The 24,772-nt window shown below is 62.5% G+C and carries 20 protein-coding genes; 14 read left to right on the top strand and 6 right to left on the bottom strand.

The window, feature by feature from the left end; genetic code table 11:
* Nucleotides 1-71: 71 nt before the first annotated feature.
* From BV071_RS15165 to BV071_RS15150, 4 genes are all read left to right on the top strand, one after another.
* Nucleotides 72-644, top strand: a complete 573-nt coding sequence (locus BV071_RS15165; protein WP_052573394.1) for a type VI secretion system tube protein Hcp — start codon at nucleotides 72-74, stop codon at nucleotides 642-644.
* Complete coding sequence (locus BV071_RS33030; protein WP_052573393.1) at nucleotides 641-1,528, top strand: type VI secretion system tube protein Hcp; 888 nt, start codon at nucleotides 641-643, stop codon at nucleotides 1,526-1,528. Before BV071_RS15165 ends, BV071_RS33030 begins: the two co-directional genes overlap by 4 nt.
* A complete protein-coding gene (locus BV071_RS33025; RefSeq protein ID WP_052573392.1) occupies nucleotides 1,529-3,010 on the top strand; it encodes a methyltransferase in 1,482 nt (493 codons plus the stop codon).
* A 198-nt stretch (nucleotides 3,011-3,208) separates the two neighbouring features.
* A complete protein-coding gene (locus tag BV071_RS15150; RefSeq protein ID WP_035608719.1) occupies nucleotides 3,209-3,997 on the top strand; it encodes a dienelactone hydrolase family protein in 789 nt (262 codons plus the stop codon).
* 22 nt (nucleotides 3,998-4,019) lie between these two features.
* On the opposite strand, the gene BV071_RS33020 is transcribed toward BV071_RS15150, so the two are convergent.
* From BV071_RS33020 to BV071_RS15125, 5 genes are all read right to left on the bottom strand, one after another.
* Nucleotides 4,020-5,696, bottom strand: a complete 1,677-nt coding sequence (locus tag BV071_RS33020; protein ID WP_081886015.1) for a serine protease — start codon at nucleotides 5,694-5,696, stop codon at nucleotides 4,020-4,022.
* A 240-nt stretch (nucleotides 5,697-5,936) separates the two neighbouring features.
* Nucleotides 5,937-8,051 carry a TonB-dependent receptor gene (locus BV071_RS15140; protein WP_035608718.1) on the bottom strand — a complete coding sequence of 705 codons (2,115 nt, stop codon included), beginning with the start codon at nucleotides 8,049-8,051 and terminating at the stop codon, nucleotides 5,937-5,939.
* Between the two features lie 101 nt (nucleotides 8,052-8,152).
* Nucleotides 8,153-8,590 (bottom strand): hypothetical protein, encoded by a 438-nt coding sequence (locus BV071_RS15135; protein WP_035608717.1) that lies wholly within the window; start codon nucleotides 8,588-8,590, stop codon nucleotides 8,153-8,155.
* Nucleotides 8,587-9,453, bottom strand: coding sequence for a serine protease (locus tag BV071_RS15130; RefSeq protein ID WP_035608716.1), 867 nt, complete (start codon nucleotides 9,451-9,453; stop codon nucleotides 8,587-8,589). Before BV071_RS15130 ends, BV071_RS15135 begins: the two co-directional genes overlap by 4 nt.
* Nucleotides 9,454-9,486: 33 nt before the next feature.
* Nucleotides 9,487-10,533 (bottom strand): A/G-specific adenine glycosylase, encoded by a 1,047-nt coding sequence (locus BV071_RS15125; RefSeq protein ID WP_052573390.1) that lies wholly within the window; start codon nucleotides 10,531-10,533, stop codon nucleotides 9,487-9,489.
* Nucleotides 10,534-10,718: 185 nt separating this feature from the next.
* On the opposite strand from BV071_RS15125, the gene rnhC reads away from it, so the two are divergent.
* The 3 genes from rnhC to BV071_RS15110 all read left to right on the top strand — a co-directional run bounded on the left by rnhC (nucleotide 10,719) and on the right by BV071_RS15110 (nucleotide 12,665).
* Entirely contained in the window at nucleotides 10,719-11,660 is a 942-nt protein-coding gene (gene rnhC / locus BV071_RS15120) for a ribonuclease HIII (protein WP_052573389.1), read from the top strand.
* Between the two features lie 85 nt (nucleotides 11,661-11,745).
* Complete coding sequence (locus BV071_RS15115) at nucleotides 11,746-12,063, top strand: HU family DNA-binding protein (protein WP_035608714.1); 318 nt, start codon at nucleotides 11,746-11,748, stop codon at nucleotides 12,061-12,063.
* A gap of 131 nt (nucleotides 12,064-12,194) precedes the next feature.
* Nucleotides 12,195-12,665 (top strand): septal ring lytic transglycosylase RlpA family protein, encoded by a 471-nt coding sequence (locus BV071_RS15110; RefSeq protein WP_265594473.1) that lies wholly within the window; start codon nucleotides 12,195-12,197, stop codon nucleotides 12,663-12,665.
* Between the two features lie 181 nt (nucleotides 12,666-12,846).
* Here the strand turns inward: BV071_RS15110 and BV071_RS15105 are convergent, their stop codons facing one another.
* Nucleotides 12,847-13,299: a nucleoside deaminase gene (locus tag BV071_RS15105; RefSeq protein ID WP_265594472.1), complete on the bottom strand. Its 453-nt coding sequence runs from the start codon at nucleotides 13,297-13,299 to the stop codon at nucleotides 12,847-12,849.
* A 74-nt stretch (nucleotides 13,300-13,373) separates the two neighbouring features.
* On the opposite strand from BV071_RS15105, the gene BV071_RS15100 reads away from it, so the two are divergent.
* The 7 genes from BV071_RS15100 (at nucleotide 13,374) to BV071_RS33015 (ending at nucleotide 24,771) form a co-directional block, all read left to right on the top strand.
* Complete coding sequence (locus tag BV071_RS15100; RefSeq protein ID WP_265594471.1) at nucleotides 13,374-14,954, top strand: hypothetical protein; 1,581 nt, start codon at nucleotides 13,374-13,376, stop codon at nucleotides 14,952-14,954.
* Nucleotides 14,951-16,678 (top strand): hypothetical protein, encoded by a 1,728-nt coding sequence (locus BV071_RS15095; RefSeq protein ID WP_035608707.1) that lies wholly within the window; start codon nucleotides 14,951-14,953, stop codon nucleotides 16,676-16,678. Before BV071_RS15100 ends, BV071_RS15095 begins: the two co-directional genes overlap by 4 nt.
* Nucleotides 16,679-17,270: 592 nt before the next feature.
* Entirely contained in the window at nucleotides 17,271-18,239 is a 969-nt protein-coding gene (locus tag BV071_RS15090; protein WP_265594470.1) for a hypothetical protein, read from the top strand.
* A gap of 181 nt (nucleotides 18,240-18,420) precedes the next feature.
* Nucleotides 18,421-19,983, top strand: coding sequence for a hypothetical protein (locus BV071_RS15085; protein WP_035608701.1), 1,563 nt, complete (start codon nucleotides 18,421-18,423; stop codon nucleotides 19,981-19,983).
* 132 nt (nucleotides 19,984-20,115) lie between these two features.
* On the top strand, nucleotides 20,116-21,711 hold the full coding sequence (locus BV071_RS15080; protein WP_035608699.1) for a hypothetical protein: 1,596 nt from the start codon (nucleotides 20,116-20,118) through the stop codon (nucleotides 21,709-21,711).
* A complete protein-coding gene (locus tag BV071_RS15075) occupies nucleotides 21,708-23,465 on the top strand; it encodes a hypothetical protein (RefSeq protein WP_035608697.1) in 1,758 nt (585 codons plus the stop codon). The genes BV071_RS15080 and BV071_RS15075 overlap by 4 nt, the downstream gene beginning before the upstream one ends.
* A 142-nt stretch (nucleotides 23,466-23,607) precedes the next feature.
* A complete protein-coding gene (locus BV071_RS33015) occupies nucleotides 23,608-24,771 on the top strand; it encodes a BamA/TamA family outer membrane protein (RefSeq protein WP_052573387.1) in 1,164 nt (387 codons plus the stop codon).
* Nucleotide 24,772 lies beyond the last annotated feature (1 nt).

The raw sequence follows: 24,772 nt of genomic DNA, 5'->3' as shown, positions 1-24,772 counted from the left end.
GAATCCAAGCATGGAGGGCAGTCTTCGTTGCTGCTTGACTAGGTGTTTTAAATAGTCAGGATACGGGTGCTATGAACCCTATTCCCTCCCTGTCACGTACCCTCGCGCTCACGGCTCCGGCCGTGGCATTGACCCTCGCCAGCGCCCACGCGGCCTCCGACTACCTCTTGGAGATCGAGGGCATCAAAGGCGAGTCCAAGGACTCGAAGCACCGCGATGCGATCGAGATCGAGAGCTTCTCTTGGGGCTGCAGCAACAGCGGCAGCGCGGCCAAGGTCATCAACCTCGTGCTCAGCAAGCCGCTGGATAAGGCGAGCCCGCAGCTCTTCTTGGCCTGCGCCAAGGGCAACCACATCCCGCAGGCGATCCTGACGCTGCGCAAGACCAACGCCAGCGGCGGAAAGACCGACTACTACCAAGTGACCTTGACGGATATCCTAGTCAGTTCCTACCAGAATTCCGCTGGCGATAGCCAGAGTGGTGGGGGCGGTGGTGCCGGTGGTACCGCAGTTTCCGCGCCGGCGGACCGGCTGTCCTTCTACCCTATCAAGCTAAAGGTGAGCTACACCCGTCTCGATGAGACCGGCGAGCCGATGGAAGAGCCGGTGGTGGCGGAATACGACTTCAGCGGGGCGCCACAATGAAAACCCCGCACCACCGCTGGCCGCGGCGAATCTTCGCGGCGCTTGCGGGATGGGTGGCGGCTCTGGCGTTTCCCGTCTCCGCAGCACCCGCCATTCATGGCTGGCTGAGCTTCGGCCCCGAGGTTCCGGGTGAATCGACTTCTCCGGGCCATCTGGAATGGATGGATTTCGAGGCCGCTTCCGTTGCCGGCGCTTCGCCGCTGCCGGGCAGCGAGCTCAGAATCCGCAAGGAGATCGACAAGGCCTCGCCGCTGCTGATGAAGGCCTGTGCCACCGGCAAGGTTTTCGAGGAGGCGAAGGTCCACTGGGCGGTCGAGTCGGAGAAGCTGCCTTCCGTTTTCTTCTCCCTGGTGCTGAGGAAGGTGCGGGTGATTTCCGTGAAGCACGAGGGACCGAACGGCAACGCCGGCGGGCCGCCCTTCGAGGATCTCGAACTGGCGCACGATGGCGTGCGGATGACCTACATCCAGCTCTCTGATCCCACGCAGCTACCGTTGATTACGAATCTGCCCTACACGGGCGATGCCGATGGCGATGGGATGCCGGACTCCTTCGAGGAGCAATACGGCCTGCAAGTCCACTCGGATGACGGTGATCTGGACTCGGACAACGACGGGCTGACGAACCTGGAGGAATCCCAGGTCGGCACGGATCCGACCAAAGGCACCTCCTTCTTCAAGGCGACAGCTGAGCCCTCCCCGGCCGGACTGGTCCTGACCTGGAACAGTGTGCCGGGCGGGAAATATAACATCCTCTACAGTGCGACTCTGGCCGAGCCCTTCGAAGTGATTGAGACGGTGCAGGCCACGGGACCGAGCACCTCGCACACGCTGCCGCGTGCGGGCATCAAGGGATTCTACCAAGTGGAAAAGGCCGAGCCCTGAATGTTCAGCGAAGCAATCCTGCAAGACTGGGATCCCGCGCCATTCCGCGCCGCATTGGTGCGGGCGGGCTACACGCCGGCGGACCTGGAAGCCGCCGATCTGCGCCGGCGGGGCGATCCCATGGCGCGGGTCCATCTGGCGGCCAAGCTGCTGCCGGCGGACTCGCCGATGCTGACCTGCGTGCAGCTCTTCGATCTCGGCGAGCCGGTCGGTGGCAAGGCGGCGATGGCAGTCTTCGGCTCGGAGATGCTCGGGCTGATGAGGATCGGGCTGTTAGAAGGGCTGGGCAATGACCTGGTGCGATCCGCCGCGAAGCTGGATGCGAATGAGCACGGCTGGTTTGCGTATGATCATCCGTCTGCTCTGGCTTCGGGCCGTGCGGACTATGTGATGGGTGAGGGGAATTCCTCGCGCATGCTGGCGGCGCTGGCGACGGCGCAGAAGGGCGAGCGTGTGCTGGATCTGGGCGCGGGAGCCGGTTGGGGGGCGCTGCGGATGGCGGAGAAGGGATGCCTGGTGACGGCTGCGGACTTGAGCGAGCGGGCGCTGGGCTTCGCACGCTTCAATGCAAAGCTGTTAGGGCGGAATGGCATCGAGTTGGCGCAGGGCGACCGCTTCGAGCCACTGGCCGGGCGGAAGTTCGATGCGATCGCGAGCAATCCGCCCTTTGTGATTTCACCGCAGAATACCTTCGTCTTCCGCGATGGCGGTGGGCTGAAGGGCGATGGCTTTTGCGAGTCGCTGGTGAAGCTTTTCCCGGACTATCTGGAGGACGGTGGGATCGCGATCATGGTTTTCAATTGGTACGACCAGGATGCCGATCAGTGGGACCGGCGTCCGTTGGAGTGGGCGCGGGATAGCGGCTGCGATGTATGGCTCTTCCGCAGCGAGCGCCACTTGCCGGCGGACTATGCCTTCCGCTGGTTGCGCGAGAGTGGCCGCGGGAAGATGCCGCCCAAGGAGGAACTGAATGCCTGGATCAGCTACTATGCGGAGCTGGGCGCGGTGGGGATCAACCTCGGCTTCATGGCGATGCGCAAGCGCCCGGGCGGGAGGAACTGGCAGCGCAGCGACTCGCGCACTGAGCTCAAGATCGTGGTGACGGCGGGCGAGGAAGTGCGGCGGATTTTTGAGTGCCAGACTTGGCTCGAGGAGAGCCCGGTGGCGGAGGATGAGGAAGCGATTCTCGCCAGTCGCTTCCGGGTGCCGGACGGGATCTTCGCGGAGACCGAGATGAGCCTGGAGAAGGGCTGGGCCATGCGGACGATCCGCCTGAAAAGCTCCGGCGGTCTCAGCTACGACGGGCAAGTGGATGAGTTCATCCTGCGTCTGTTAGAGTGCTGCCGCAAAGGTGGTACGCCTGGGGAGATGCTGACGGAGATTTTGGCCAAGCCGGAATTCGCCGGCGTGCAAGGCGTCGGCGGGCAGATCGCGGGGCTCGTGAGGGAGATGGTGAGGCACGGGCTGATGCTGCCCAAATAGCGGCGTAGCCCTTGGACTGCTGCGGGTTCGCTTCACCCCCCACACCCACTTCCGTGCATTCTGTGTATTCCGTGGTTTGATCTTCGGCTGTTCAACTTTCGCGGATTTCACGTCTTTTAGCGGTTGAGATCAAAAGGCTGCCGGGATGCGCGTTCGTCATTTGACAGCCCCTCTGCCCGCGCTTTCATGCCGGGAGCCATGAAGACCAAGACTCTCCTTCTCTCCCTGATGAGCGCAGCTACCACCGCAATCTCCGCCTCTGCCGCACTGGTTGAAAAGCCGGTGGAATACAAGCAGGGCGACACGACCCTCGAAGGCTTCCACGTCTATGACGATGCCGTGAAGGGCAAGCGCCCGGCGGTGCTGGTGATCCACCAGTGGACCGGGCTGACGGATTACGAGAAGGGCCGCGCGCGGCAATTGGCGGAGCTGGGCTACAACGTCTTCGCCGCGGACATCTACGGCAAGGGCATCCGTCCCGTGCCGCCGGCCGCGGGACAGGAAGCCGGGAAGTACAAGGGCGACCGTGATCTCTTCCGTGCCCGTCTCAAGGCTGGCCTCGAAGTCCTGCAGAAGGAGGAGCACACGGATACCTCGAAGATCGCGGCGATCGGCTACTGCTTCGGCGGCACCGGCGTGCTGGAGCTGGCACGCAGCGGTGCGGACATCGCGGGCGTGGTTTCTTTCCACGGCGGGCTCGATGCCGCAGCGGGCAAGGAAGCCACGGCCGGTGGGGTGAAGGCGAAGGTACTGGTGCTCCACGGCGCGGAGGACCCCTTCGTGCCGACCGAACAAGTCATGGCCTTCGGCAAGGAGATGACTGAGGCAGACGTGGACTGGCAGTTCACCGCCTACAGCGGTGCGGTCCACGGCTTCACCCAGAAGATGGCAGGCGACGACAAGTCGAAGGGCGCGGCCTACAACGAGAAGGCTGACAAGCGCTCGTGGGAGGCGATGAAGGTGTTCTTCGCGGAGATTTTCAAGTGAAGGTAAGAGGAGGTGGCGGGCCTTAGTAGGCCACCACGAGAACCGTGCAATCCGAGGCTCGCTCCATGGCGTCAACCGCAGATCCCGTAGCTGGCGCATCTACGGACTCAAAGGACACGGACTTTGACTTCAACAATGCCAATACCTGGCTCGCCTTGATGGCGTAGTTGACGTTTTGAGGCAACGTGCCAGTAGACTGAGCAACGGCGATCTGGTCGAGTCCAGCCACAACCACTCCAACCAGATTTCCCGAAGAATCGCAAAGTGGTCCTCCGGAATTGCCTGGTTGAACGGCTGCATCGATTTGGAACCTCGTCTCGTCATCTCCAAATCCTTTTCCACCGCTAATGATTCCTTTGGTGACCTTTACATCCTTGCCCTGAATTTCAGGTTGCGGGAAGCCGATGGCGAAGACGTCCAATCCCGTCTTTGCCTCCGGTTGGAGGACAGCGAGGCCTTTCATCTTCTTGGCCACCTTAAGGAGTGCGAGATCTGCGGTCTTGTTGACGGTAATAATCTCAGCGTCGGTCAGCGAGTCATTGAGCAAGATCTTTGCCGATTTCGCGCCATGAACGACGTGTTCGTTGGTGATTAGGTAGCCCTCGGAACCTACAAAAAATCCAGACCCGCTGGCTTTTGCTCCAGCTAGTACCCCGACGTCGGGATGCTTGGCAGGCTGATCTGCTACGCCTCCGCCCTGCTCCACTTCGCTGCCGCCGGGGTTAGTGGCTTGATTCTTTAAGCGAGTGATCGCGTCGTTCCTGTTGAGGCAATAGGAGTTTACTGTTCGGGTGGTGCGCCCTCTCGTAACATAGGTATAGTTTCCGCACCAAAAGAGATCGCTCCGGTAAGCATCTCCATCAGCCGCGCTCGCGGTGTTCACTCCGACGAGGTAAGCAAGAGATGAATTGATTCCACCCTGTTTCGATTGGCCGCTCTCTACCTCAATCAGGAAACCGCTTTCTGTGACTTGGAAAACTGAATAGATGGCCCCGGCAATAGTCTTCGAATCCACCGAATTTGCGAATCCAGCGTTGATTCGATCGCGTTCGACAAGTTTCCGCACTTCCTCCACCGGCAACCATAGGCCGTTGTATTCTTCGAGGCCTTGTGCCCTTTGCTTGGCTGCGAATTCATCCATGCTTTTCCGATCCGCAGTTCGCAAGGCGGCCATTCTCCTTTCCCTATCGTCGATTGCCCTTTGGGAATCATCTGCCTCTTCCTTAATTGGGGCATATTCCGCTTTGGTTATCCATTTGGATTCATACCGCACCATTCCTGTGTCAAAGTTTTTGACGTGAGTGGAGTAGGCCTCGATGTAGGGGCGCATTATAGTTTCGGATTTTGGAAACTTTGCAGCAAAGGCCTTCATCTCATCAAGAGTCTTGCGTAGGGGCTTGATCTGCTCCTCGTTTGCGATCGTCTTGGGGAGTTCTGCCGGAATGGTTACAATCCCGGCTACCTTGCCTCTATCGACATTCCGGGTCGATTTTCCAATCTTGAAGCTGAACATAGGGCCGCCACCGCCTCCTACCTCAGAAAATGCAAGAGGCTGTGCTGAATTGTCTGAGTGGAAGGGCTGCTCTTTCAGAGCGGCTACGCCCGCGCCCGAGGCCATATGGCAAAGCGCGGCAAACAGGAAGGGAAGTGTCTGATGTTTAGTTGTTCTAACAATTGATTTCAGCCGGGGGAGGTGCATGACGGTTAGGTTAAAAGTTATTTCGGGTGAATGCACAAGGATATTTGGCCATCTACAGTTAAGGGTAGTTGGGCGGCTTTCTTGAGCAAAACGAAAGAAGCCGCGAGTGGGGGGGCCGCGGCTTCTTTGTTTTACCGAACCTTACCGGATGCGCCCGGGGGATCGCTGGGAATTGTTTTTCTGTCGAAGGAAGGTCCGCGCTTGAGCTTGCTCTAACGCTCGTCGCCTTCCGCTTACCGATCACCACAGCACCTTGGCGCCGACGATGAAGTTGGTGCCGGGCTCGTTGGTGCCGGAGCCGTGGTTGCGGTAGTCCTCGTTGGTGATGTTCTCCACCCCGCCGGTCAGCTCGAGGTGCTCGTTCACACGCCAGCCGGCGTGGACCATGCAGACGACGTAGCCGGGGGTGCCGAGCGAGGGGATGCGCTGGTTGTCGGCGCGGTCGCTGGCGCTCAGGCGATCTTCTTCACCGGCGGCGAGCACCCGGCCTTCGACCCAGAGGACTTCATCGAGGGAGGTCCAGCGCAGCGCCACGGAGCCGGTGAGCGGCAGGAGGCGGGAGCCGGGTTCATCCACGATCGGACCGCCGAGATAGGCAGCGGTTTCGGTGCGGCCGTCTTGCCAGGCGGCGAAGCCGGAAACGGTCCACTGCGGGTGGAAGCGCCAGGCGCCTTCGAGTTCCACGCCATAGACATAGCCGTCGCGGCCATTGGTCGCCACCGTGGTCGCGCTGGCCGGGGCTACCGGCACGCCGACGATCAGGTCATCAATGTCCGTGTAGAAGGCGGAGAGGTTGACCGAGGTGCACTCGGTCAGGTGGCGGGTGCCGATCTCGTAGGTGATGTATTTTTCCGGATCCACATCCGCGGAGCCGGTGGAGTTCAGGCCCGAGCGGGCGGTCAAGTTGCCGGAGAGGTCATCCAGGTTTGGCGCGCGGAAGGCCTGCGAGGCACCACCGTAGACGCTCCAGCAATCGTTGAAGTGATAGATCGCGCGCAGCGAGCCGACCACATCGTCCCAATCGCGATCCACGCCGTACTGGTCCTGGGCGGCGGCAGCATCCCAGAAGCGGCCCAGCTCGGCTTGCGCATAGGTGTAGCGCAGGCCGCCGGTCAGTTCGAAGGGATCGACCGGCTGGTACTGGTACTGCACGAAGGCACCGAAGAGCTCGTAGTTCGAGTCATCCGCGAGCGGGCGGGTGGCCGGGTCATACTTCAGCGGCGGCGCGGCGCGGCGGCGGTAGCCTTCGGACTCGGTGGAGTCGTGGTAGTAGTCCACGCCATAGACCAGCTTGCCCGGCCCCATGTTAGACTCGAAGGAGGTGTCGAAGCCTACGGTATTGAGCTCCGCGATCTGGTAGCGGCGGTCGGTCTTGGTGCGGTATTGCTCTTCCGAGTCGCGGGTGGTCTGGTAGGAGACCGTGGCATTCCAGTGCTGGATGAAGGCGTTGTCGTCGTTGTTCTGCTCGATCCGGGCGTAGGTCAGCGAGCGCTCCTGGTCATAGGTGCGCGCCAGCCAAGTGCCGGGCTGCACGATATGACCGCTGTGCTGCCAGCCGGGATTGAAGAGGGTGGAGTGCCAGCGTGAGATTGCATCCTGGTTCACCTGCTGGTGGACGAGCGTCAGCGTGGTCTGCGGATTCAGCGCATAGTCCAGGCGGAAATCGAGGTCCTGCTCCGGGTAGCCGGTGTTCTTCATCAGGCCCACCGCGGAGTCGCGGATGTCGCCGTAGTCCTTCGCGGAGAGGCCGAGGTGGACGCCATACAGGCCGCCCACGCCAAAGGAACTCTCGATGTGGCCGATGTTGGAGTCCTCGCCATTGCTACGGTATTCGTAGTAGGCTTGGCCGTGGGTGAAGAAGGCGCCGTCCGGCTGATCGCGGAAGTCCGAGGACTTCGTGAAAACATTCATCGTGCCGCCGATTGCGTCCGACCCGTAGAGCACGGATCCCTGGCTGCGGACCAGCTCGAAGTGGTCGATCGAATAGGGATCAATCGTGTTCCAGTACTGCACCGGGCCGCTGCGCCAGGCGGAGTTGTTGACGCGCACGCCATCGATCATCAGCAGGTTCTGGCGCCCCGTGAAGCCGCGGATGTAGGGCGAGCCATGGCCCACCGTGGTCTTCTGCACCAGCACGCCGGGAGTGAATTGCAGCGCATCGGGCAGGGTCCGGCGGGTATTTTCCTGGATGTAGTCCGCATCGATCTCCGTGACCGTGTAGGGCACGTCTTTCTTTTCGTCCTCCGTGCGGGAGGCGGTCACGATCATCGGATTCAGCGCGTCGGCTTCCGGGGCGGGATCGGCTAGGACCGGGGGGACACTTGCCAGCAGGGGCAGGAGGAGGAGTTTTCGCATTGGTAGGACCCGAACGCGCAACCCTGCAATTTCTTAGACAAATTTTCTTAGGGACATCTCCAAAGCTGGTTTGGAGCGCCGGGAAATGGAGAATTCCCCCCTCAGTGCTTCAGCGTCACCGGCACCTGTGAGCTGTTGTGCTGCAGTTCACGCAGCACGCCGGTCTCCCGCTTGGTCATGTTGTAGGGACCGGCGAAGACGACTTCAGAGTTCTCCACCCGGTGAGTGCGGCAGATATAGCCCTTCCGCTTGTCCAGATAGTAGAGCACCAGGTATTGCCGGTCATCGCTGGAGGTCTCCGCGATGAAGTCGGGCAGGCCCTTCTGGCTCAGGAAAACCTTCAGATCGGGGTGGGTCGCGGACTGGAAGACCAGGCGCCGGTGGCCGAGGGTCTCCGGCGAATTCCGCACCAGCATGATCCGGTCCTGCGCCGCGCGTTCCGTCCAGCCCGCTTCCCAGCCACCACCGCGGAAGGGCGTGCACGAGCCCGCCAGCAGGGGCAGGACCGGCGCGAGCAGCAGCGGCAGAAAAGACTTCATGGAGCAGGGGCGGGGGCTGGCGGCGGTGTCGCAGGTTCCGGATTCGGGTAGGCGCTGGCGGGTGGTGGTGGCGGTTGTGGAGACGGTGGGCCGCTGGGGACCACCGTCGGATTCTTTTTCCGGTCCGCCTCGATCATCCGCTGCAGTGCCGGGACGTTCGGCCGGTTTGCTTCCGATTCAATGAAAAATGCGGTCTCAAGCGGGACCAGGAATTCCACCGCCGAATTGATTCCCACCAAGCGGCCATGGGCATCGATCACCGCGCCACCGCTGTCGCCTGGCTCAAGGGGGATATCATACTTGAAGCGCGCGGCATTCTTGCGGCCCGGCGGAATGCCGGTCACCAGCTTGCCCGGCTCACTGCGGAAGCCGGTGGCAATGCCGGCATGGACCACCGGTGTGCCGGCCGGCACCCACTCGTTCGGCGGGGTCCACTCGTAGTAGCGTGGTGTGGCGATCGGGATGTGCAGCACTGCCAGGTCGGTCGAAGCGGAGCGCCAGACGATGCGGGCCTTGGTGGCCTTCAGCCCGCCTTGCTGGCCGTGGATCAGGAAGACATTCCGTCCCTCCGAGCGTGCCAGCACGTGGTCCGCGGTGATGAAGTAGCCGTCGTAGCTGATCGGTGCCGCGGAGCCGCCATCGGCATCATCCGGGCTCTGGCCGGAAGTGAAGCGGCTCTCCACCCAGGGTGATAGTTCCGCCTTCGATGAAATGACCACCGCAGTCAGGCGCGAAGCGGCCAGGCGCATCACCTTGCGGCCCGGCTCGGCGGTATCCGGCGGCGGGGATTTCGGGGTCCCGGCACACCCGGAAAAAATGGCTGCCGCGAAGGCGGCCGGGAGGAGGCGAGCGAGGAATGGCATCCGGGAGAAATGAAGCAAAAGGTTGATTGGGTCTCACGCGATTTCTTCCGCGCCGCCAAGAACGGCGGTCAGCGCGGCTCGGTCTGCGGGCGGGATCACGATTTCATCCAGCGAATCCAGTGCCACCCATGACTCGCCGGCGTGCGGCTGGGCCATGGCATGGCGTGGCGGGCACTCGTGCACATGCAGGCTCACCCGGTAGCGGGTGATGCCGTATTTCCGGCGGTGTAGCAGGGGCATGATGGCGGCAGCGTCCTTGTCGCGCAGCGGCAGCCGCCACATGCCCTCGCGCCTGCCGCCCTTGCCCTGCTGGCAGAGCAGAACCTTGCCGCGCTGTTGGATGAAGATCGCGTGCTCGTCGATCTCCTCGATCGTCTGGCGTTTGGCCTTCACCGGTAGCATGGCGGGCTCGCGGGTCTTGCAGAAAGTGGCCACCGGGCAGGACAGGCAATCCGGGACGCCGGGGCGGCAATGCGTCTGCCCCAGCTCCATCAGCGCGGAGTTAAAGGCGCGGGGGTGCTGGTGGTCGAGAAGTTGTTCCGCAGTGTTCCACAGCCACTTCAGCATCGCCGTGGAATCGATCGGCTCGGCGCGGTCGAAGAGGCGCGTTAGAACCCGTGCGACATTGCCATCCACCAGCGGAGCCGGCAGGTCGAAGGCGAAGGAAAACAGCGCACCCGCCGTGTAGCGGCCGATCCCCGGCAGCGCCAGCAGCGCCGCATGATCGCGGGGAAATTCCCCGCCGTGACGCCCGATCACCGCCCGTGCGGATTCTCGCAGCATCCGCGCCCGGCGGTAGTAGCCGAGTCCTTCCCAGGCTTTCAGCAGCGGATCATCGGCCGCCGCCGCCAGTGTGGCCACATCCGGGAATCGCTCCAGGAAGCGGGTGTAGAAGCCCCGCCCCAACACCGTGGCGATCTGCGTCTGCTGGAGCATCACCTCCGAAACCAGCACCGCGTAGGGATCGCTGGTGCGCCGCCAAGGGTAGTCCCGTGCGTTTTTCTGGAACCACCCGCGCAGCGCGGCACGGAAGCCATCGGGATCCTCCAAGGGAGTGATTCGGGCGATTGGCTTCAGCACGCGGGGATAGTGGCGCAGCTTTGGGAAAATGCCACCACTGGAATGACGCCCGGCTGGGAACTTTGGCTTCCCCCGCCTCTTTTCAGGGTTCCCGCCCTTAGCGCTTGCTTGCCTTTCGCCTCCAGGTTCTAGGGCCGCAGGGAAAAAACCTTGGCGCACCCAGCGTCTTGGCGGTTCATAGAGCCGTGGCCCTGACCTCGCACACCGCTCCCCTGACCGCCGCGCAGGCCGAGCGCCTGCGCGAGCTGCTAGAGGAACGCGGTTACGAGTTCGAGAAGAAGGAATACACGCTCTACGCCGCCAAGAAGGGCAAGCTGAACGTCTCCGTCTATGCCAAGGGCCCGAAGGTCCTGATCCAGGGCAAGGAGACCGAGGACTTCATCCGCTTTCTGCTAGAACCGGAGATCCTAGGCGAGGCCAAGCTCGGCTACGAGGAGGAGTTGGACCCGGAGATGTTCGCCCCGCACTTCGGCATCGATGAAAGCGGCAAGGGCGACTATTTTGGCCCGCTGGTGATCGCCGGAGTTTATACGGATGCCCCCGTGGCCCGCGCCCTGAAAGCCGCCGGGGTCATGGATTCCAAGCGCATCGCCAGTGCCAAGCGGATCCGCGATCTGGCGGAGAAAATCCGCAATGTCCCGGGAATCGCGGTCTCCGTGGTCGCCATCGGCCCGGAGCGTTACAACGAGATGTTCGCCTCTTTCGGCAACTTGAACCGTCTGCTAGCCTGGGGACACGCCAAGGTCATCGGCAATCTAGCGGAACAGCGCCCGGCCTGCCCGCGCGCCCTCAGCGACCAATTTGCCCGTCCCGAGGTCCTCGCCCGCGCGCTCAAGCAGCAGAAGATCGAAATCCAGCTCGATCAGCGGACGAAAGGGGAGTCCGACATCGCCGTGGCCGCCGCCTCGATCCTCGCCCGCGAGAGATTTGTCGACTGGATGGATAAAACCTCCACCGCTGGCGGCGTATTGCTCCCCTTGGGCGCATCGGCCGCGGTGATTGAGGCTGCCCGTCAGGTCGTGGCCAAACATGGTACTCAAGCGCTCTCAAAAGTGGCGAAACTCCACTTTAAAACGACCGCCGCCGTGAGCGGTGATTCAAACGTCTCTGGCACGGATTCCGCATGATTTTGGATTTTTTGACGGGACAAAGGGCCCTTCCTATGATGTCCAATCCCCGCGCCGCATTCACCGTCTCCTCACCCATAAAGCTATGGCAACCATCACCAAACGCGAACTCGTCATCAAGATTTCAAATGAAACCGGGCTCACGCAGCAGCAGGTTTTCGACGTGATCCAGCGGACCCTCGACTCGATCACCGACTCACTTTCGAATGGCGATACCGTGGTGATGCGCAACTTCGGAGCCTTTCAAGTGAAGGAGACCAAGGCCAAGATCGGCCGCAACCCGAAAGATCCGGACAAGGACGTCCCGATCCCCGCCCGCGCCGTGGTGAAGTTCAAGCCCGGCAAGGAAATGAAGGAGCAGGTCGCGCGCACGCTGCCCCTGATCCGCGAGCGGCAGAAGTGAGGAAGGGATGGCGAATCCAGAATTCCGAATGACGAATGAAGTGTGCTGAAGAGATGGCAGGAAGTTCCCGCTCGTCCCTTCACACTCCATTCGACATTCGGAGATTCGTCATTCGTCACTCTTGGTTGCTCTTGCTCGCTTCCTGCGCCTACCCCGGCGGCGACTACAAGGGCTACATGGCCAAGTCGTACTCGGTCCGCGGCGGGACCTATCATCCCATGAGTGTGGATGAAGCGCTGCATTATCAGGAGACCGGCACCGCGTCTTGGTACAACGAATCGAGTTTCTTCGGCCTCAAGCGCGGCCAGACCTCCCTCGGTGAGAAGGTCATGCCATGGCACCTGATCGCCGCCCACAAGACCCTGCCGCTGCCCTGCATGGTGGAGGTTACCAATCTCCAGAACGGCAGGTCCGTGAAGTGCCGCGTGAACGACCGCGGCCCCTTCATCGGTGATCGCATCATCGATCTCTCGCCCCGCGCCGCGAAGAAGATCGGCTTCAAGGACGAGGGCCTGGCCGAGGTGCAGGTGAAGGTGCTGTCCGTCGGCGACGGCAGCTACAAGCGCAGCGCGAAGCGGAAGTGGTTCTTCGGGCTGTTCTGAATAAGGAGCGCGCCTTTGCAAGCCGCACGAGTGCTCCCTTGCAGCTCGCCTTCAGTGGTAGAAGGAGCCACGAAAACTGCCGCATCCACCCAAGGCCCTCCGTACAGACCCGCCGCGAGAACTGCTCCGTCCGCCTGAAGGCGGGACTACGTACCACTGATGGCGGGCTTTCCTGGCAGCTTCAGTAAGCCACCCTCCCGGGCAGCGCCAGATACTCGCCTAATAGCTCCCTCGCCTCCTCGCTCGCCAGCTCCGCGCAGGGCACCTCCCGCTCCGCTAGCGGCAGCGTGAACTGCCGGTAGAACTCGCGGTCATCGAAGCCGATCGCCGCCGCGTCGGTAATACTAAATCCATAGTAGATCCGGCTGATCCGGGCCCAGTGGATCGCCCCCAGGCACATCGGGCAGGGTTCGCCTGTCGTGTGGATCTCGCAGCCATGCAGGCTGAAGCTGCCGATCCGCGCGCAGGCATTGCGGATCGCCACCACCTCGCCGTGGGCCGTCGGGTCGTTCCTTCCCACCACCTGATTGTGGCCTTCGCCGATGATCTCGCCGTCCTTCACCACCACCGCGCCGAAGGGGCCGCCCGCACCCGAGCTCATCCCCTGGCGGGCAAGATCGATGGCACGGCGCATGAAGACGACTCGGGAATCAGCAGGCATTGCGGGGAACTCCCTAGCGGATCGCGTGCCGGGCGGGAAGCCTGCACTTGGCGCGCCCGCTTGCCATCACCGCCGTCGCGAGATACATCATGCGAGTGGGTCCAAAGCAACGGCATCCCTATCTGGCGATTGGCTCGCTGGCCGTTCTCGGCTTTCTTGCCGGCTTCGCGGCGCGGCACCGTGATGGATCGGCAGCCTCGGGGGAATCGCTCTCGCCGAAGGGGCCTGCGGCCAGGGAGCACAAGGCGGAAGCGCCACTGCAGTCCCTGCCGGCCTTGAAATCCACCGATACCGTCGAGGCCTTGTCGGTGGAGAGGGGCGACGGCCATTATGATAGCGTGGCCCTTTGGTTGCTGGATGCCCCCATCGAGGAAATTGCGCAGCTCGGCCAAGCTCTCATCCAGGATGGCCGAGTGAGCGAGGGAACCGTCGAGCTGCTGCTCACGCACTGGACCCGCAAGGATCCCGCCGCCGCGCTGGCCGCAACCAAGAGCACCCGCTTCGAGCGAGCCGCTTGGTGGGCGTGGGCCTCCAATGATCCAGAGGCCGCCTTGGCAGCTTCCCGCAATGGTGATGTCGAAAATCGTTCGGCGGTGCTGTGGGCGCTCACGCTCTTCCATCCGCAGCAGGCCCTGAAGGCTTTGGAAGATCCGGCGCTGGCGGCTTCGATCAGTTCGGTGACCCTGGCCGAAAAGATCGCCATCCGGGACCCGCGGGCTGCGATGGAGTTGCTCAAGAAAGAAGGCTGGCCGGATATGCAGGGACCGCTTCGGCAATGGGCCCGCCGGGAGCCGCGGGCAGCACTCGAATGGCTGATCGCGAATGGGGCGGGGGACCGCCCGAAACTCAAAACCGCCTTTGTCGAAACCGTCGAGCGCGAGAACCCGGAAGAGCTGGCCAGCTTGGCGGCCGTGGCCTCCGCTGGCGAGGTGAAGCGCCTGCTGGAGGCGGCGGCTTTCCGCTACCTCGCTGAGACCGATCCTGCTGCCGCCTTGGCAGAGGCGCGGGCGAGTGAAAGTCCCATGCTTGCAGCGGAGCGGCTGGTAGTGCTAGGTCGCGGGATGGTCGGGCAGAATCCGCAGGCCGCGCTCGGGCTGCTCGGCGAACTTTTGCAAGCTTGCCCGGATGCTGCCTCGCGTCGCGATACCGTGGCCCTTCCCGGTGGCAACTCCGCCGGGGATCGTCGTGACGTGGAAGGCCTGTTCGATTTCGTCAAGTCACTCGCGAACGCGGATCCGCGCACCACTGTGGAAGCGGTGGATCGGATGCTGGCTGGCCAGGCTCCCGCCCTCTACGGCGGGGACCTCAGGACCTGTGCCGCATGGGTGTGGGCCAGCCGCGATTTGGAGAGCTTCACTGCATGGCTCGCCGCGGATGCGGACCCCGCGTTCAGCGAGGCCGGCCATCAGGTGGTGATCGGGCAATTGGCCGAGAGACGGCGCTTCAGTGAAGCAATGGCACAGCTAGAGACCCTTTCCGGAAGCGACGCTCGTCGCGGGACCGCCATCGATACTTTCGAGCGGTGGTTGAGGGCGGACGCGAAAGCGGCGACGAGTTGGTTTGATGAGTCCGCAGTGCCGGAGGAAACCCGCCAGGCAATCTCCCACTTGCTCCCGCGCAACCAATGAAGACCAAGCCGCTATTCGCATGGGGCCTCGCCGCCTTTGCGTTCGCCGCAGGCGCGGGTTGGCTCGCGGGTGGAATGATCAATCCCGCTCCTGCGGCTGCCCACGGCGAGGCGGCCGTCAAAGCTTCCGCTCGCAAGATGGCGAAGGCCAGCCCACAGCGCATGCCGGATCAGGTGAAGGCAGCCATGGCTGCGATCCGGAATGCCGCGACTCCGGAAGAGCGGCAGCGTGCCACCATCCAGCTTGCGCGAAGGCTGCCGGTTGACCAGCTGGCGCTTTGGTACAAGCGCAATTGGTTCGATCTCGAGGGTGGAATGGAGGAGACGATTTTCGAGACCATCACCCGCGAGCGCTGGCTTGCGGAGGATCCCGAGGGGCTCCTTGGCTACACCTTGGAGCGGGAACGCAATGATCTCCACAATGACACTCGCGAGCTGGCCGGAGCGTGGGCCCGCCGTGATCCGGATGCGGCCTTTGGATTCCTGGTGGAGAAAAAGGGCGATGACGACTTCGGCTACTTGCTCACCGGGATGGGTCAGGCCCTTGCGAAGGAAAACCCGGCGCGGGTTTTGGCGGAGCTCGGCAAGCTCTATCGCGATCCTGCTTTCAATGAAGGCTTTGGAGAGCTTGGCGATTTGTTCGAAGCACTGGGAGAAGCCGCGCCGGATGCTTTCGTTCACGAGCTCGCGGCATGGCACGAGCCGATCCGCGGTCATGCCTTGGAGAAATACACCAGGACCGCTCTGAAGAAGGACTTCGCCGGGACCGTGGCTGGTCTAACAGGCGTGGAGAACGGCAGTAAACTCGTCCTGGATGCGATCCGCTACGATCAGGACCTTGAGAAACAGGTTGCAGCCTCGAGAGCCAGCTTTCCCCCGGCATGGTTCGCCGAGATTGCCAGCTCTCTGGCCTATCGGGTAGTCGCGGAGAACCCCGGCCAGTGGCTCGCGGAAGATCTGGCCGCAGCCGGCTTCAGCGCAGCGCAGACCAAGGAAATGCGTGATGCGGCAATTGAGCTGATGGCGCGCGATCCCCGTCGCCTGGCCTCGCTGCTGGGTGAGATTGCATGGACTGGCGACGAACGGAACATCGCGGTGTCCAAGGCGCTTCAAGCCTTCCCAAATGCCGAGGATGCTGCGGCGTGGGCCGCCGGACTCAGCGATCCGCAGGACATTGCCGCCGCGCAGAGCAGCCTCGAGTGGCAAGCCAAGCAGGCCTTGGAGAAACAGCGCGACAAGTCGCCCGGCTCGTGGGTCGACAAGTGGTCGGAGAATGCCAGCTCCTTCGATTATTGGGCGACCGAGCCGTTGGCGAAGTGGACCCAGCAGGATGCCATTGCCGCCGCCAAGGCCTTTGATGAATTGCCAGATGAGCGGAAGCAACTTCTGGCGACCAAGTTGGAATCCCGCAGCAAGTTGCCGGAGCCGCTGCAGGCACAGGCCTTGGGCTACTTGGTGGAAAAGACAGATGCGGCGAATCAATCGGCAATCCAGAGGCTCAATCGCACGACTTGTGAATTCGCGGCACGCTGGGGTGCCAGCGATCCGGAGTCGGGCGGCAAGTGGGTGCGCTCCTTGCCTGCTGGCGAGATCCGCAGCTGGGCGGCCAAGAACCTCGCGGCGGCATGGGCGGAGCAAGAGCCGGCGGCGGCCCGGCACTGGGCTGCATCCCTGCCATCGGCCGAGAGAACCGCGGTGGAGGATTTCCTGAAGGAGCATCACTGAGCTCCTGTCGGCATGGACCGCTTGCCAGAGGGGATGGAGTCAGGATAGGTGATGTCCGCTTGTGAAATCTCGTCCCTATCTTTGGCTTCTTGTCGCCGGCCTCGGCTTTGTGGCCGGGCGCTTCATGCCACGGGCGGGGCCCGCCGGAGAGGATCACGCAGCAGGCAATTCCCCGACGGCTCCGTCCTCCGGGAAGAACCGCCAAGAGGCAGTGCATGCCACCGCTGCTCGCTCCTCCGACACCGCCGCCAGCTTGCTTGAACTGAGCGACCCCTCGGATCTCTACGTCCGCCTTGCCCTTTGGCTGCCTCAAGCCAGTGCCGACGATTGCGCCGCGTTCTGGGAAACCTATTCCAAGCGCCAGCCCAAGCCTGACGAGGAGACCGCGGCCCTTCTCTTCTCCCGGTGGGCCGAGTTCGATCCTCCGGCTGCCATTGCCGCGACCAAGGGCATGGCTTACGAGAATGCGGCATGGGACGCTTGGGCGCGGCGTAATCCCCGCGCTGCCATTGCGGCAGCCCGGGAGGATGCCGATAAATGGCGAGCATCGAGTGTGCTCGGCAGCGCAGCGCGCTTCCAACCGAATCTCGCCATGAAACTTCTGGGCGAAAACCCGGACTTGAATCACTATGAAGCCTTTTCGGCCATGGCCTTTGCTTTGGTTGACGACCAGCCGGAGCGCTCGCTCGAACTGCAGCTTCAGCGCGATCTTTCGGACGGCGGTGCCGCAATGGCCAGTCTTGCCCGTCAGGATCCACGTGCCGCCTTGGCATGGCTGCTGGATCATCCCGGGAAAGATTCGTTGAGCGAGGGCTTTGTCAAAACCCTGCGCGAGGAGAATCCCGACGCACTCGCCGAGCTCGCGGCTGCCACCCCGGCCGGCAAGCTGAAGCGCCTGCTGGAAAGCGCCGCATTCCAACAGCTCGCCAAAACGGATCCTGACAAGGCCTTGGAGCTGGCCCGCGGCAGCGAAGCTCCGCGTATTGCCGACGAGCGCTTTGCCGCGATCGCCATCGGGATGCTTGACGCGAAGGACACGCACGCCGCGTTGGGAATTCTTGAGGAGATCTACACGAAGAATGCCGTCACAGCCGGGACCGTGCAGGCGATTCGCGGCACCGTTATGCAGCGTCTCGTTGGTGATTTCGTGAAAGCCGATCCCGTCGGCACCATGCAGGTGATGGCGCGGGTGGATGCGGATTCAGCCGGGGAAGCTAGTCCATATTCCATTTCCCGGCCTTTCAATCAGGCCGCCTTTGCGTGGGTTCGCTCTGATCTTCCGGGTTTCACCGCGTGGGTTGAGCAGCAGCCGGAAGGCGCAATTCGCAGCCGTGCGGCGAGTGTTATGTCGAACGAGTTGCTGAAGCAGCGTCGTTACGCCGAGTCGATGGATTGGCTTGGCCAAAGCTCAAGCCTGCCTCCCGATGTGGACAAGATGGATCAGGTTATGGGAGCGTGGGTGAAGGCAGATGCTCCTACTGCCCGCACCTGGCTCGACAACTCGAAGCTGCCTGAAGACATTGCCAAGCGCTTGGCGCGCCGCTTCCAGCAACAGCCCTGAAGTGATGAAATCGCGCTTGTCACTACTGCTCGTCTTCCTCGCTGCCACTTCTCTTGGCTGGCACACGAGTTCTCGTCGTTCCGGGCTTCAATCGATCCCGCTGCGGGGGGAGACCGGATCTGGCGGGAAGAGCGCCGACCGCGCCAGTGCTCTAAACCGCTCTTCGGGAATTCCCGAAGAAGTGAGCCGTCTGCTCGTCCCGGTCCGCGGAGCACGCAGCGCCGCGGAGCGCATGCGTGCTACCGTCGATCTCGCCCGCAATCTGCCACTATCCGATGTGAAGGAGTGGTATGCCAAGGGCTGGTTTGGCATGCCCGGTGCCATTGAGGCGGAAGCTTTCTTACGTATCATCCGCGACCGCTGGATCGCCGCGCAACCGCAGGAAGCCATGACCTTCTTGCTGACCCGCGATTCCCGGGGTGTGAGTGCCGGCATGAAGGAATGGGCTCGCTTGGATCCTGCTGCCGCCTTGGACTTCGTGAGCGGTAACAAAGACCCGAGGCAGTCGAATAACATGCTCTGGGCAATAGTGCAGAGCCTCGGTCCGGAGACCGATCCGGCCCTGATCATGGCGGCTCTACCCAAACTGAGTGGCGCTTCCTTCTACATCCAGGTGTTGCGGCCCTTGATCGCTCTGGCTGCCGGGAAGTTGCCACCGGAGCAGTTGGCCGCGCAATCCGCAACATGGCCCGCGGAACTCAAGCGCGCCGTGCAAGGCGTTCTTGATGGTGCTGCATTCCTGCGTGATCCCTCTGCGCTCATGGCCAGTTTCTCCGGCATGGGTGAGGAGGAAGGCATGCTCCGTCTCTTCGCCGCTCTCGATGCCAGCGTTGAGAACTCCGAGGCCATCCTGTCCCGTATCGACAAATGGCCGCAGACATGGCTAAAGGACGTCCTTTCCCATCGTTCTGCTTGGGTGATCAACCGTGATCCCCAACGCTGGTTGAAGGAAGATCTTACGAGCTTGGGCCTCGATGATAGGGCGGTCTGGCGGGTTCGGGTGAGTGCACTTGGCAAATTGGATCCGGAGTCAGCCTTGGCGGCTCTCAAGGAGATCCAGGAGGGCACAGCCGAAGAGCGCCGGTATTTTGTGGCCTCCCTCCTTCAGAATCTTGCGAGTAAAGACTTTGCCAAGGCTGAGTCCTTGCTCGCCAGCCTCAGTGACCCGCTCGATGTCGAAGCCGGCAGGAAAAGGCTCGATCTCGTGACGAAGACCCAGGCAAAGCAGAACGAATCCGCAATCCCGACCTTGGACCAGCGGATTGATCGGCTCTTCGCCGGCGAATTCGGTGGCACGGATAGTCGGGAATCGATGGAAAATTGGTCAGTGGCGGAGGGGGCGGCGGCCGTGAATAACTTCCGTCGACTCACGCCGGAGCGAAAAGATGAACTCGCCAAGAAAATGGCGGACCGTCACTTTCAAGGACTGCAATCCGTCTTTCAAGGTGAGCTGATCTCCTGGATTCTCGCGAATCCGCCGCCGCTTGCGGAAGTCAGGGTATTCCCGCCACCGCTGGTGGTAGAGTCGGTGCCCTTGGTCGCCTTCAATTGGAGCAACGAGGACCCCATCGCCGCCAGCCATTGGGCGCAGTCCTTGCCCGCTGGCGCGGACCGTAACCAAGCGTTGGCCACCGTGGCGCAGAAGTGGGCGGAGTCCGAGCCCGCTGCCGTGCGCAAGTGGCTCACCACGCTTCCTGAGGAAGACCGTGCTGCGGTGGAAACCCTCGTGAAAGGGAGCTGGTAAAGAGCCGCGGCGTTCCCTCTCCCACCCGCAAGCAAAAGCAGGGCCCATGTAATCACATCACGGGAAATCCACCGCGTTTTCACAATGCACCGCTTGCCAGCCTTGAGGGGGCTCGCTAGCAGATGATAACTCATGGGCTCCCGCTCTTATCTTCTGCCTGCGGCCGCGGTCCTCGGTTTGGCCGGCGGCTTCGCTGCCGCCCGTCTCGGTGGTCGCGCGGATGCAGCCGTGGCGACCGCGGCGGAATCCTCGCCAGCCCCATCGGTTGCCGCTTCATCCAAGCGCGGCGGCCCCCAGAGCAAGGGCCGGGACGGTGTGGGGAAGGACAAGAAGATCACCTTGGTCAAACCCGGCCCCCTGCCGAAGTCGACCGATACCGTCGAGTCCCTGCTCAAGCTCGAGCGCGGTCCACTCTATTCCCGCCTCGGCCTGTGGCTGTTAGATGCGACCGAGGAAGACATGGCCGCCTTCTGGGATGGTTACCACGATCGCGAGGACCCGAACGATACCATCAAGGACCTGCTCTTCACCCAGTGGGGCAAGCTGAATGCCGCCGGCATGCTCGCCGCTGCCCGGAGCACTGGCTGTGAGATTTCCTCGATGTGGTCTTGGGCCATGAGCGATCCGCAAGGCATGCTCGCCTACATCGAGGGCAAGGATCCGAAGATGCGGAACTACGGGTTGCGCGGCCTCGCTTACTTCCATCCGGAGCTCGCGCGCAAGATGCTCGATGAGGATCCCACGCTGGCGAATACCTTCGAGATGGAGCAGCTCGCCGCCCAGCTCGGCAAGGGTGACCCGAAGGCCGAGTTCGACTTCCTGGCCAAATACCGGAGGGATGAATACTACCTCCGCCAGGCCCTCGGCAAATGGGCGGCTCAAGACCCCTACCGTGCCTTCGACTGGCTCACCGAACATGGCGGATTTGAAGGCTACGAACGGGTGGAGTTTTTCAACGCCATTAAAAAGGAGCGTCCCGAGGTGCTCCCCGAGCTTGCCGCCCTGCTGCCGAGTGGCGCCGAGCGCCGCCAGATCGAGGCCGCGGCCTTCGCTAACCTGGCGGAGACGGATCCCGACAAGGCTGCGGAAGAAGCCGCCAAGATCGAGGCCCCGCGTCTCGCGGCGGAGCGCCTCTCGACCTTGGGCAAGACGCTGGCGGAAAAGGATCCCGACCGCGCCTTGGAGCTCCTTGGCCAGCTTTATGCCATCTGTCCTGATGTTGCCGGGCGCATGACCTGGATCCGCTACCCCGATGGCGGTGCCAGCGGCGGAGGCGGGGTGCAGGGCTTTTCCGAGTTCATCTCTGCCATGGCCGCGAAGCAGCCCGAGCAAACGCTGCAGACCTTGTTGACCCTGGAGGAAAAGGAATCCGCTGCGCAGAGGGGCATGCGCCCCGATCGCGCGTCCCGCCAGGTGGGGGAGCAGTGGGCCCAGCGGGATCTCCCTGGCTTCAGCGATTGGGTGGACACGCAGACCACCCCCGAGCTCAAGGATATGGGCGCGAGCATCGTGACCGATCAGTTTCGGAACAAGAGTGACTTCGCGAATGCCAGCGCCTGGGCCATGCGGATTGCAGACCCGAACGTCCAAAGCAACTCGCTCGTCAATTTGATGAGTTATTGGACGAGAAGCGACAAGGCCGCAGCCCAAAGCTGGTACGACCAGGCCGAACTGCCTGAATCGACCCGCAAGCAACTCGCACACTATTTCCGGCCGAATCAGCAATGAAAACGCCCGCTCATCTGCTCCTGGCCGTCGGGGTCTTCTCGCTCTGCGCCGTCGTCGCTTGGCTGGCTTCGCGCACGCCCGCTTCCTCCACAGCTACGGCGGATGCCGCTGACGCAGGCAAGGCAGCGAAGACGGCCCGGGTTGCCGCAAAGTCGGCCATGCCTTCCGAGGTGCTCGCAATGCTGGCGCCGGTGCGGGCCGCCCAAGACACGGAGGAGCGTCTGCGGGCGACCATCCAGCTCGCCACCAATATCCCTATGGCGGACATCGAGAAGTGGCTGAGCGCAACTTGGTTCGATGGCACGGAGGACATGCAGTCCAGTCTCTTCACCCGCACCTTGCTCTCGCGCTGGCAGGAAGAGGACCCCGCCGCCATGCTGTCCTTCTGCCTGAAGAAGCAGATCCGCATCACTTATGAATTCGCGGGCGAGTGGGCACGCCGCGATCCCGCGGCAGCGCTTGCTTGCATCGAGGAGCAGGCGGATCCCACGCTGCGTTCTTCCATGCTCTCCTACATGGGAGATGCCCTGTCGAAGGCCGATCCGCAGTTGGTGGCCTCACACATCGTCTCTCTCTCCGCAGCCTTCGACTCGCAGAATCAAAGCTACATGGTGAGTAACATGATTCGCAATCTGGCGATGTCATCGCCGGAGCTATTGCGGGCGCAGGCGGCGAATTGGCCTGCGGCACTCCAAGGCGCGGTGAGAAACAGCCTTGCCGCCGCTTCGCTGAAGAAGAGCTTCGCCAGTGGTCTGGCCGAGTTGAGCAGTCAGGAGGGGGGCAAGGCCATCTTCATGAGCGTGGTGGGAAACGATGATGCCTTGATGAAAGAGATCAGCCGCAATCCTTCCGCGTTGCCCGAGGGCTGGTTTGGCCAACTGCTCTCCAGTGGTAGTGCTGGCTACTACCTCGTCCGCGAAGATCCCGTGAAATGGTTGGATATGGATCTTGGCGAGCTCGGCCTCACTGCGGAACAGGCACGGAACTTGCGCAGCAACGCGTTGAACGGTCTCGTTTCAAAGGATAAGGAAAAATTGAAAGCGTTGATCGCTGGAGGGGAGCTGGATGACAATGAGCGCACCCATGCGATCAGAAATCTGGTGATGAACATGAAGCAGGAGGACGCGGACGCATGGATTGCCGGCCTCAATGAGGAGGACCAGAAGATCGCGAATGCCACCTCATCCGGCAGATCCCAGTCTAGCGAGAAGGACGTCACTCCCGCCGGCCTCCTCGGCGACCTTGCGCAGGCGGACCGCAAGATCGGTTGGAACGAGGCCCGTGCCGTCGGCAAATGGGGCAGCGAGCAGATGCAGGTCCTCAACAGCCAATTCGACTCCCTGCCCGCGGATCAGAAGGCGGTAGTCGCGGGCAAGTTCCTTACCAACGATCACTCGGAACTTCCCGCTCCCTTCCGCGCAAAGGCCCTCGGCTATCTGCTCGCAAACCCCCAGCCAGCCCCCGCCGAGGAGGCCCCAGCCCCGCGGAACGGCTTCTCGCAGCGTCGTGGGGATCCGCTGGCAAGTGCCGCCTGCAATATCGCGGTGAAGTGGGTGGCGGATGACTCCGTTGCCGCAGCAGCATGGGTGAAGGGTCTGCCCACCGGCGAGGCGCGCAAGTGGGCCTCTAGGAATCTCGTGGTCCAGTGGGCTGAATACGAACCTGCCGCCGCCCGCCAATGGATCGCCAGCATGCCCGCTGGCGAACGGGGTGATCTGGAGCAAGCGCTTCAAAACCGCAACAGCTCGCCCTGATGCAGACCCGTCCTTCCGCCGTCGCTTGCGCGTTTGAACATGTTACCTTGATCCAATGCCGGAACCAGGGCCCTTGCACCAGTGTCGCATGATGCCAAAGTCAGGTCGCCGTCGGATTCCCTTGCAACAGCCTGTTGCATCCATGGTCTTGTACGCAGCAGTCTCGCTCGCGACCGCTGCAAGCGCGAAGGAGAAAACCAAAACCTCCTTCTGCGATCCGGAGGATGGAGCTTTCGATGTCAGTTCCTTCCTCGATCAACCCTTTGGTTTCATTCCCACCGTGGTGCCGGTGACGGAGCCGGCTGTTGGTGCAGGTGCAGCGATCGTTCCTGTCTTCATAAACCTGCCAGAGAATGGCGAAGGCAAACCGGACATCTGGGGCGTCGGCGGCATGCGCACCTCCAATGGTTCGGAAGCTCTCTTCGCGGGCCACTCGGGCTATTGGATGGATGGCCGCTTGCACACGCTGGTAGGCGGCGTCGATGGCTCGATCAATCTCGACTTCCACGGCCTGGGGCAGAACCTCGAACTCAGCGGCCAACCGCTGACCTACAATATCGACATGACCGGCGGCATGGTCGCCGGCTACTGGGCGCTCGATTGCGAGAAGCGCTGGAACCTCGGCCTGGAATACACCTATGCGGAGGTCAATCTCTCCGTCCCCGATCTGGCCAGCAACTTCCGCGTGCGGGGCGATCCTACCGGCCAGCACTTCGGCCTGGATATCGGCCAGCGGCGCGATGCCCATGGCTTCAGCTCGGAGATTGGCAGCGTGGGGCTGAATCTCAGCTACGATAGCCGCAACAATATCTTCACGCCGACGGAGGGGCTCTATTCCGGCCTCATCGTGACCTTCAATTCCGAGGCCTTCGGTGGTTCCTCGGAATTTCAGCGCTACCAATGGACGAATCTCTACTACACTCCGCTCTTCACCGATAAACTGATCCTCGGAGTGAAAGCAGACCTGCAATCCAGCTCCGGGGATGTCCCCATCTACATGCGGCCTTACGTGCAGCTTCGCGGCGCTCCGGCGATGCGCTATCAGGGCGCGCACGTCGCCTATGCGGAGACGGAGCTGCGCTGGCAATTCACGGACCGCTGGAGCGTGCTAGGCTTCGGTGGCATCGGTGCCACTTGGTCGGAGCGGCGCTTCCTCTCAGACAATGACACGACTTGGACCGGCGGCCTCGGCCTGCGCTACCTGCTCGCCCGCAAGTACGGCCTGCACATGGGCCTCGACGTGGCCTATGGCGAGGAAGGTCCCGCCTGCTACCTCCAGTTCGGCAGTGCTTGGTTCAAACCCTGAT

The organism is Haloferula sp. BvORR071 (assembly GCF_000739615.1).
Taxonomy (GTDB): Bacteria; Verrucomicrobiota; Verrucomicrobiia; order Verrucomicrobiales; family Akkermansiaceae; genus Haloferula.
The sequence above is the reverse complement of the archived record's forward strand: the minus strand, read 5'-3'. Positions and strand labels throughout refer to the sequence as shown.

What these genes read in the sequence shown, in the direction of transcription:
- BV071_RS15165 (WP_052573394.1), top strand. Translation starts at nt 72, where the DNA reads ATGAACCCTATTCCCTCCCTGTCACGTACCCTCGCGCTCACGGCTCCG.
- BV071_RS33030 (WP_052573393.1), top strand. Translation starts at nt 641, where the DNA reads ATGAAAACCCCGCACCACCGCTGGCCGCGGCGAATCTTCGCGGCGCTT.
- BV071_RS33025 (WP_052573392.1), top strand. Translation starts at nt 1,529, where the DNA reads ATGTTCAGCGAAGCAATCCTGCAAGACTGGGATCCCGCGCCATTCCGC.
- BV071_RS15150 (WP_035608719.1), top strand. Translation starts at nt 3,209, where the DNA reads ATGAAGACCAAGACTCTCCTTCTCTCCCTGATGAGCGCAGCTACCACC.
- BV071_RS33020 (WP_081886015.1), bottom strand. Translation starts at nt 5,696, where the DNA reads ATGCACCTCCCCCGGCTGAAATCAATTGTTAGAACAACTAAACATCAG.
- BV071_RS15140 (WP_035608718.1), bottom strand. Translation starts at nt 8,051, where the DNA reads ATGCGAAAACTCCTCCTCCTGCCCCTGCTGGCAAGTGTCCCCCCGGTC.
- BV071_RS15135 (WP_035608717.1), bottom strand. Translation starts at nt 8,590, where the DNA reads ATGAAGTCTTTTCTGCCGCTGCTGCTCGCGCCGGTCCTGCCCCTGCTG.
- BV071_RS15130 (WP_035608716.1), bottom strand. Translation starts at nt 9,453, where the DNA reads ATGCCATTCCTCGCTCGCCTCCTCCCGGCCGCCTTCGCGGCAGCCATT.
- BV071_RS15115 (WP_035608714.1), top strand. Translation starts at nt 11,746, where the DNA reads ATGGCAACCATCACCAAACGCGAACTCGTCATCAAGATTTCAAATGAA.
- BV071_RS15105 (WP_265594472.1), bottom strand. Translation starts at nt 13,299, where the DNA reads ATGCGCCGTGCCATCGATCTTGCCCGCCAGGGGATGAGCTCGGGTGCG.
- BV071_RS15095 (WP_035608707.1), top strand. Translation starts at nt 14,951, where the DNA reads ATGAAGACCAAGCCGCTATTCGCATGGGGCCTCGCCGCCTTTGCGTTC.
- BV071_RS15090 (WP_265594470.1), top strand. Translation starts at nt 17,271, where the DNA reads ATGAAACTTCTGGGCGAAAACCCGGACTTGAATCACTATGAAGCCTTT.
- BV071_RS15080 (WP_035608699.1), top strand. Translation starts at nt 20,116, where the DNA reads ATGGGCTCCCGCTCTTATCTTCTGCCTGCGGCCGCGGTCCTCGGTTTG.
- BV071_RS15075 (WP_035608697.1), top strand. Translation starts at nt 21,708, where the DNA reads ATGAAAACGCCCGCTCATCTGCTCCTGGCCGTCGGGGTCTTCTCGCTC.
- BV071_RS33015 (WP_052573387.1), top strand. Translation starts at nt 23,608, where the DNA reads ATGGTCTTGTACGCAGCAGTCTCGCTCGCGACCGCTGCAAGCGCGAAG.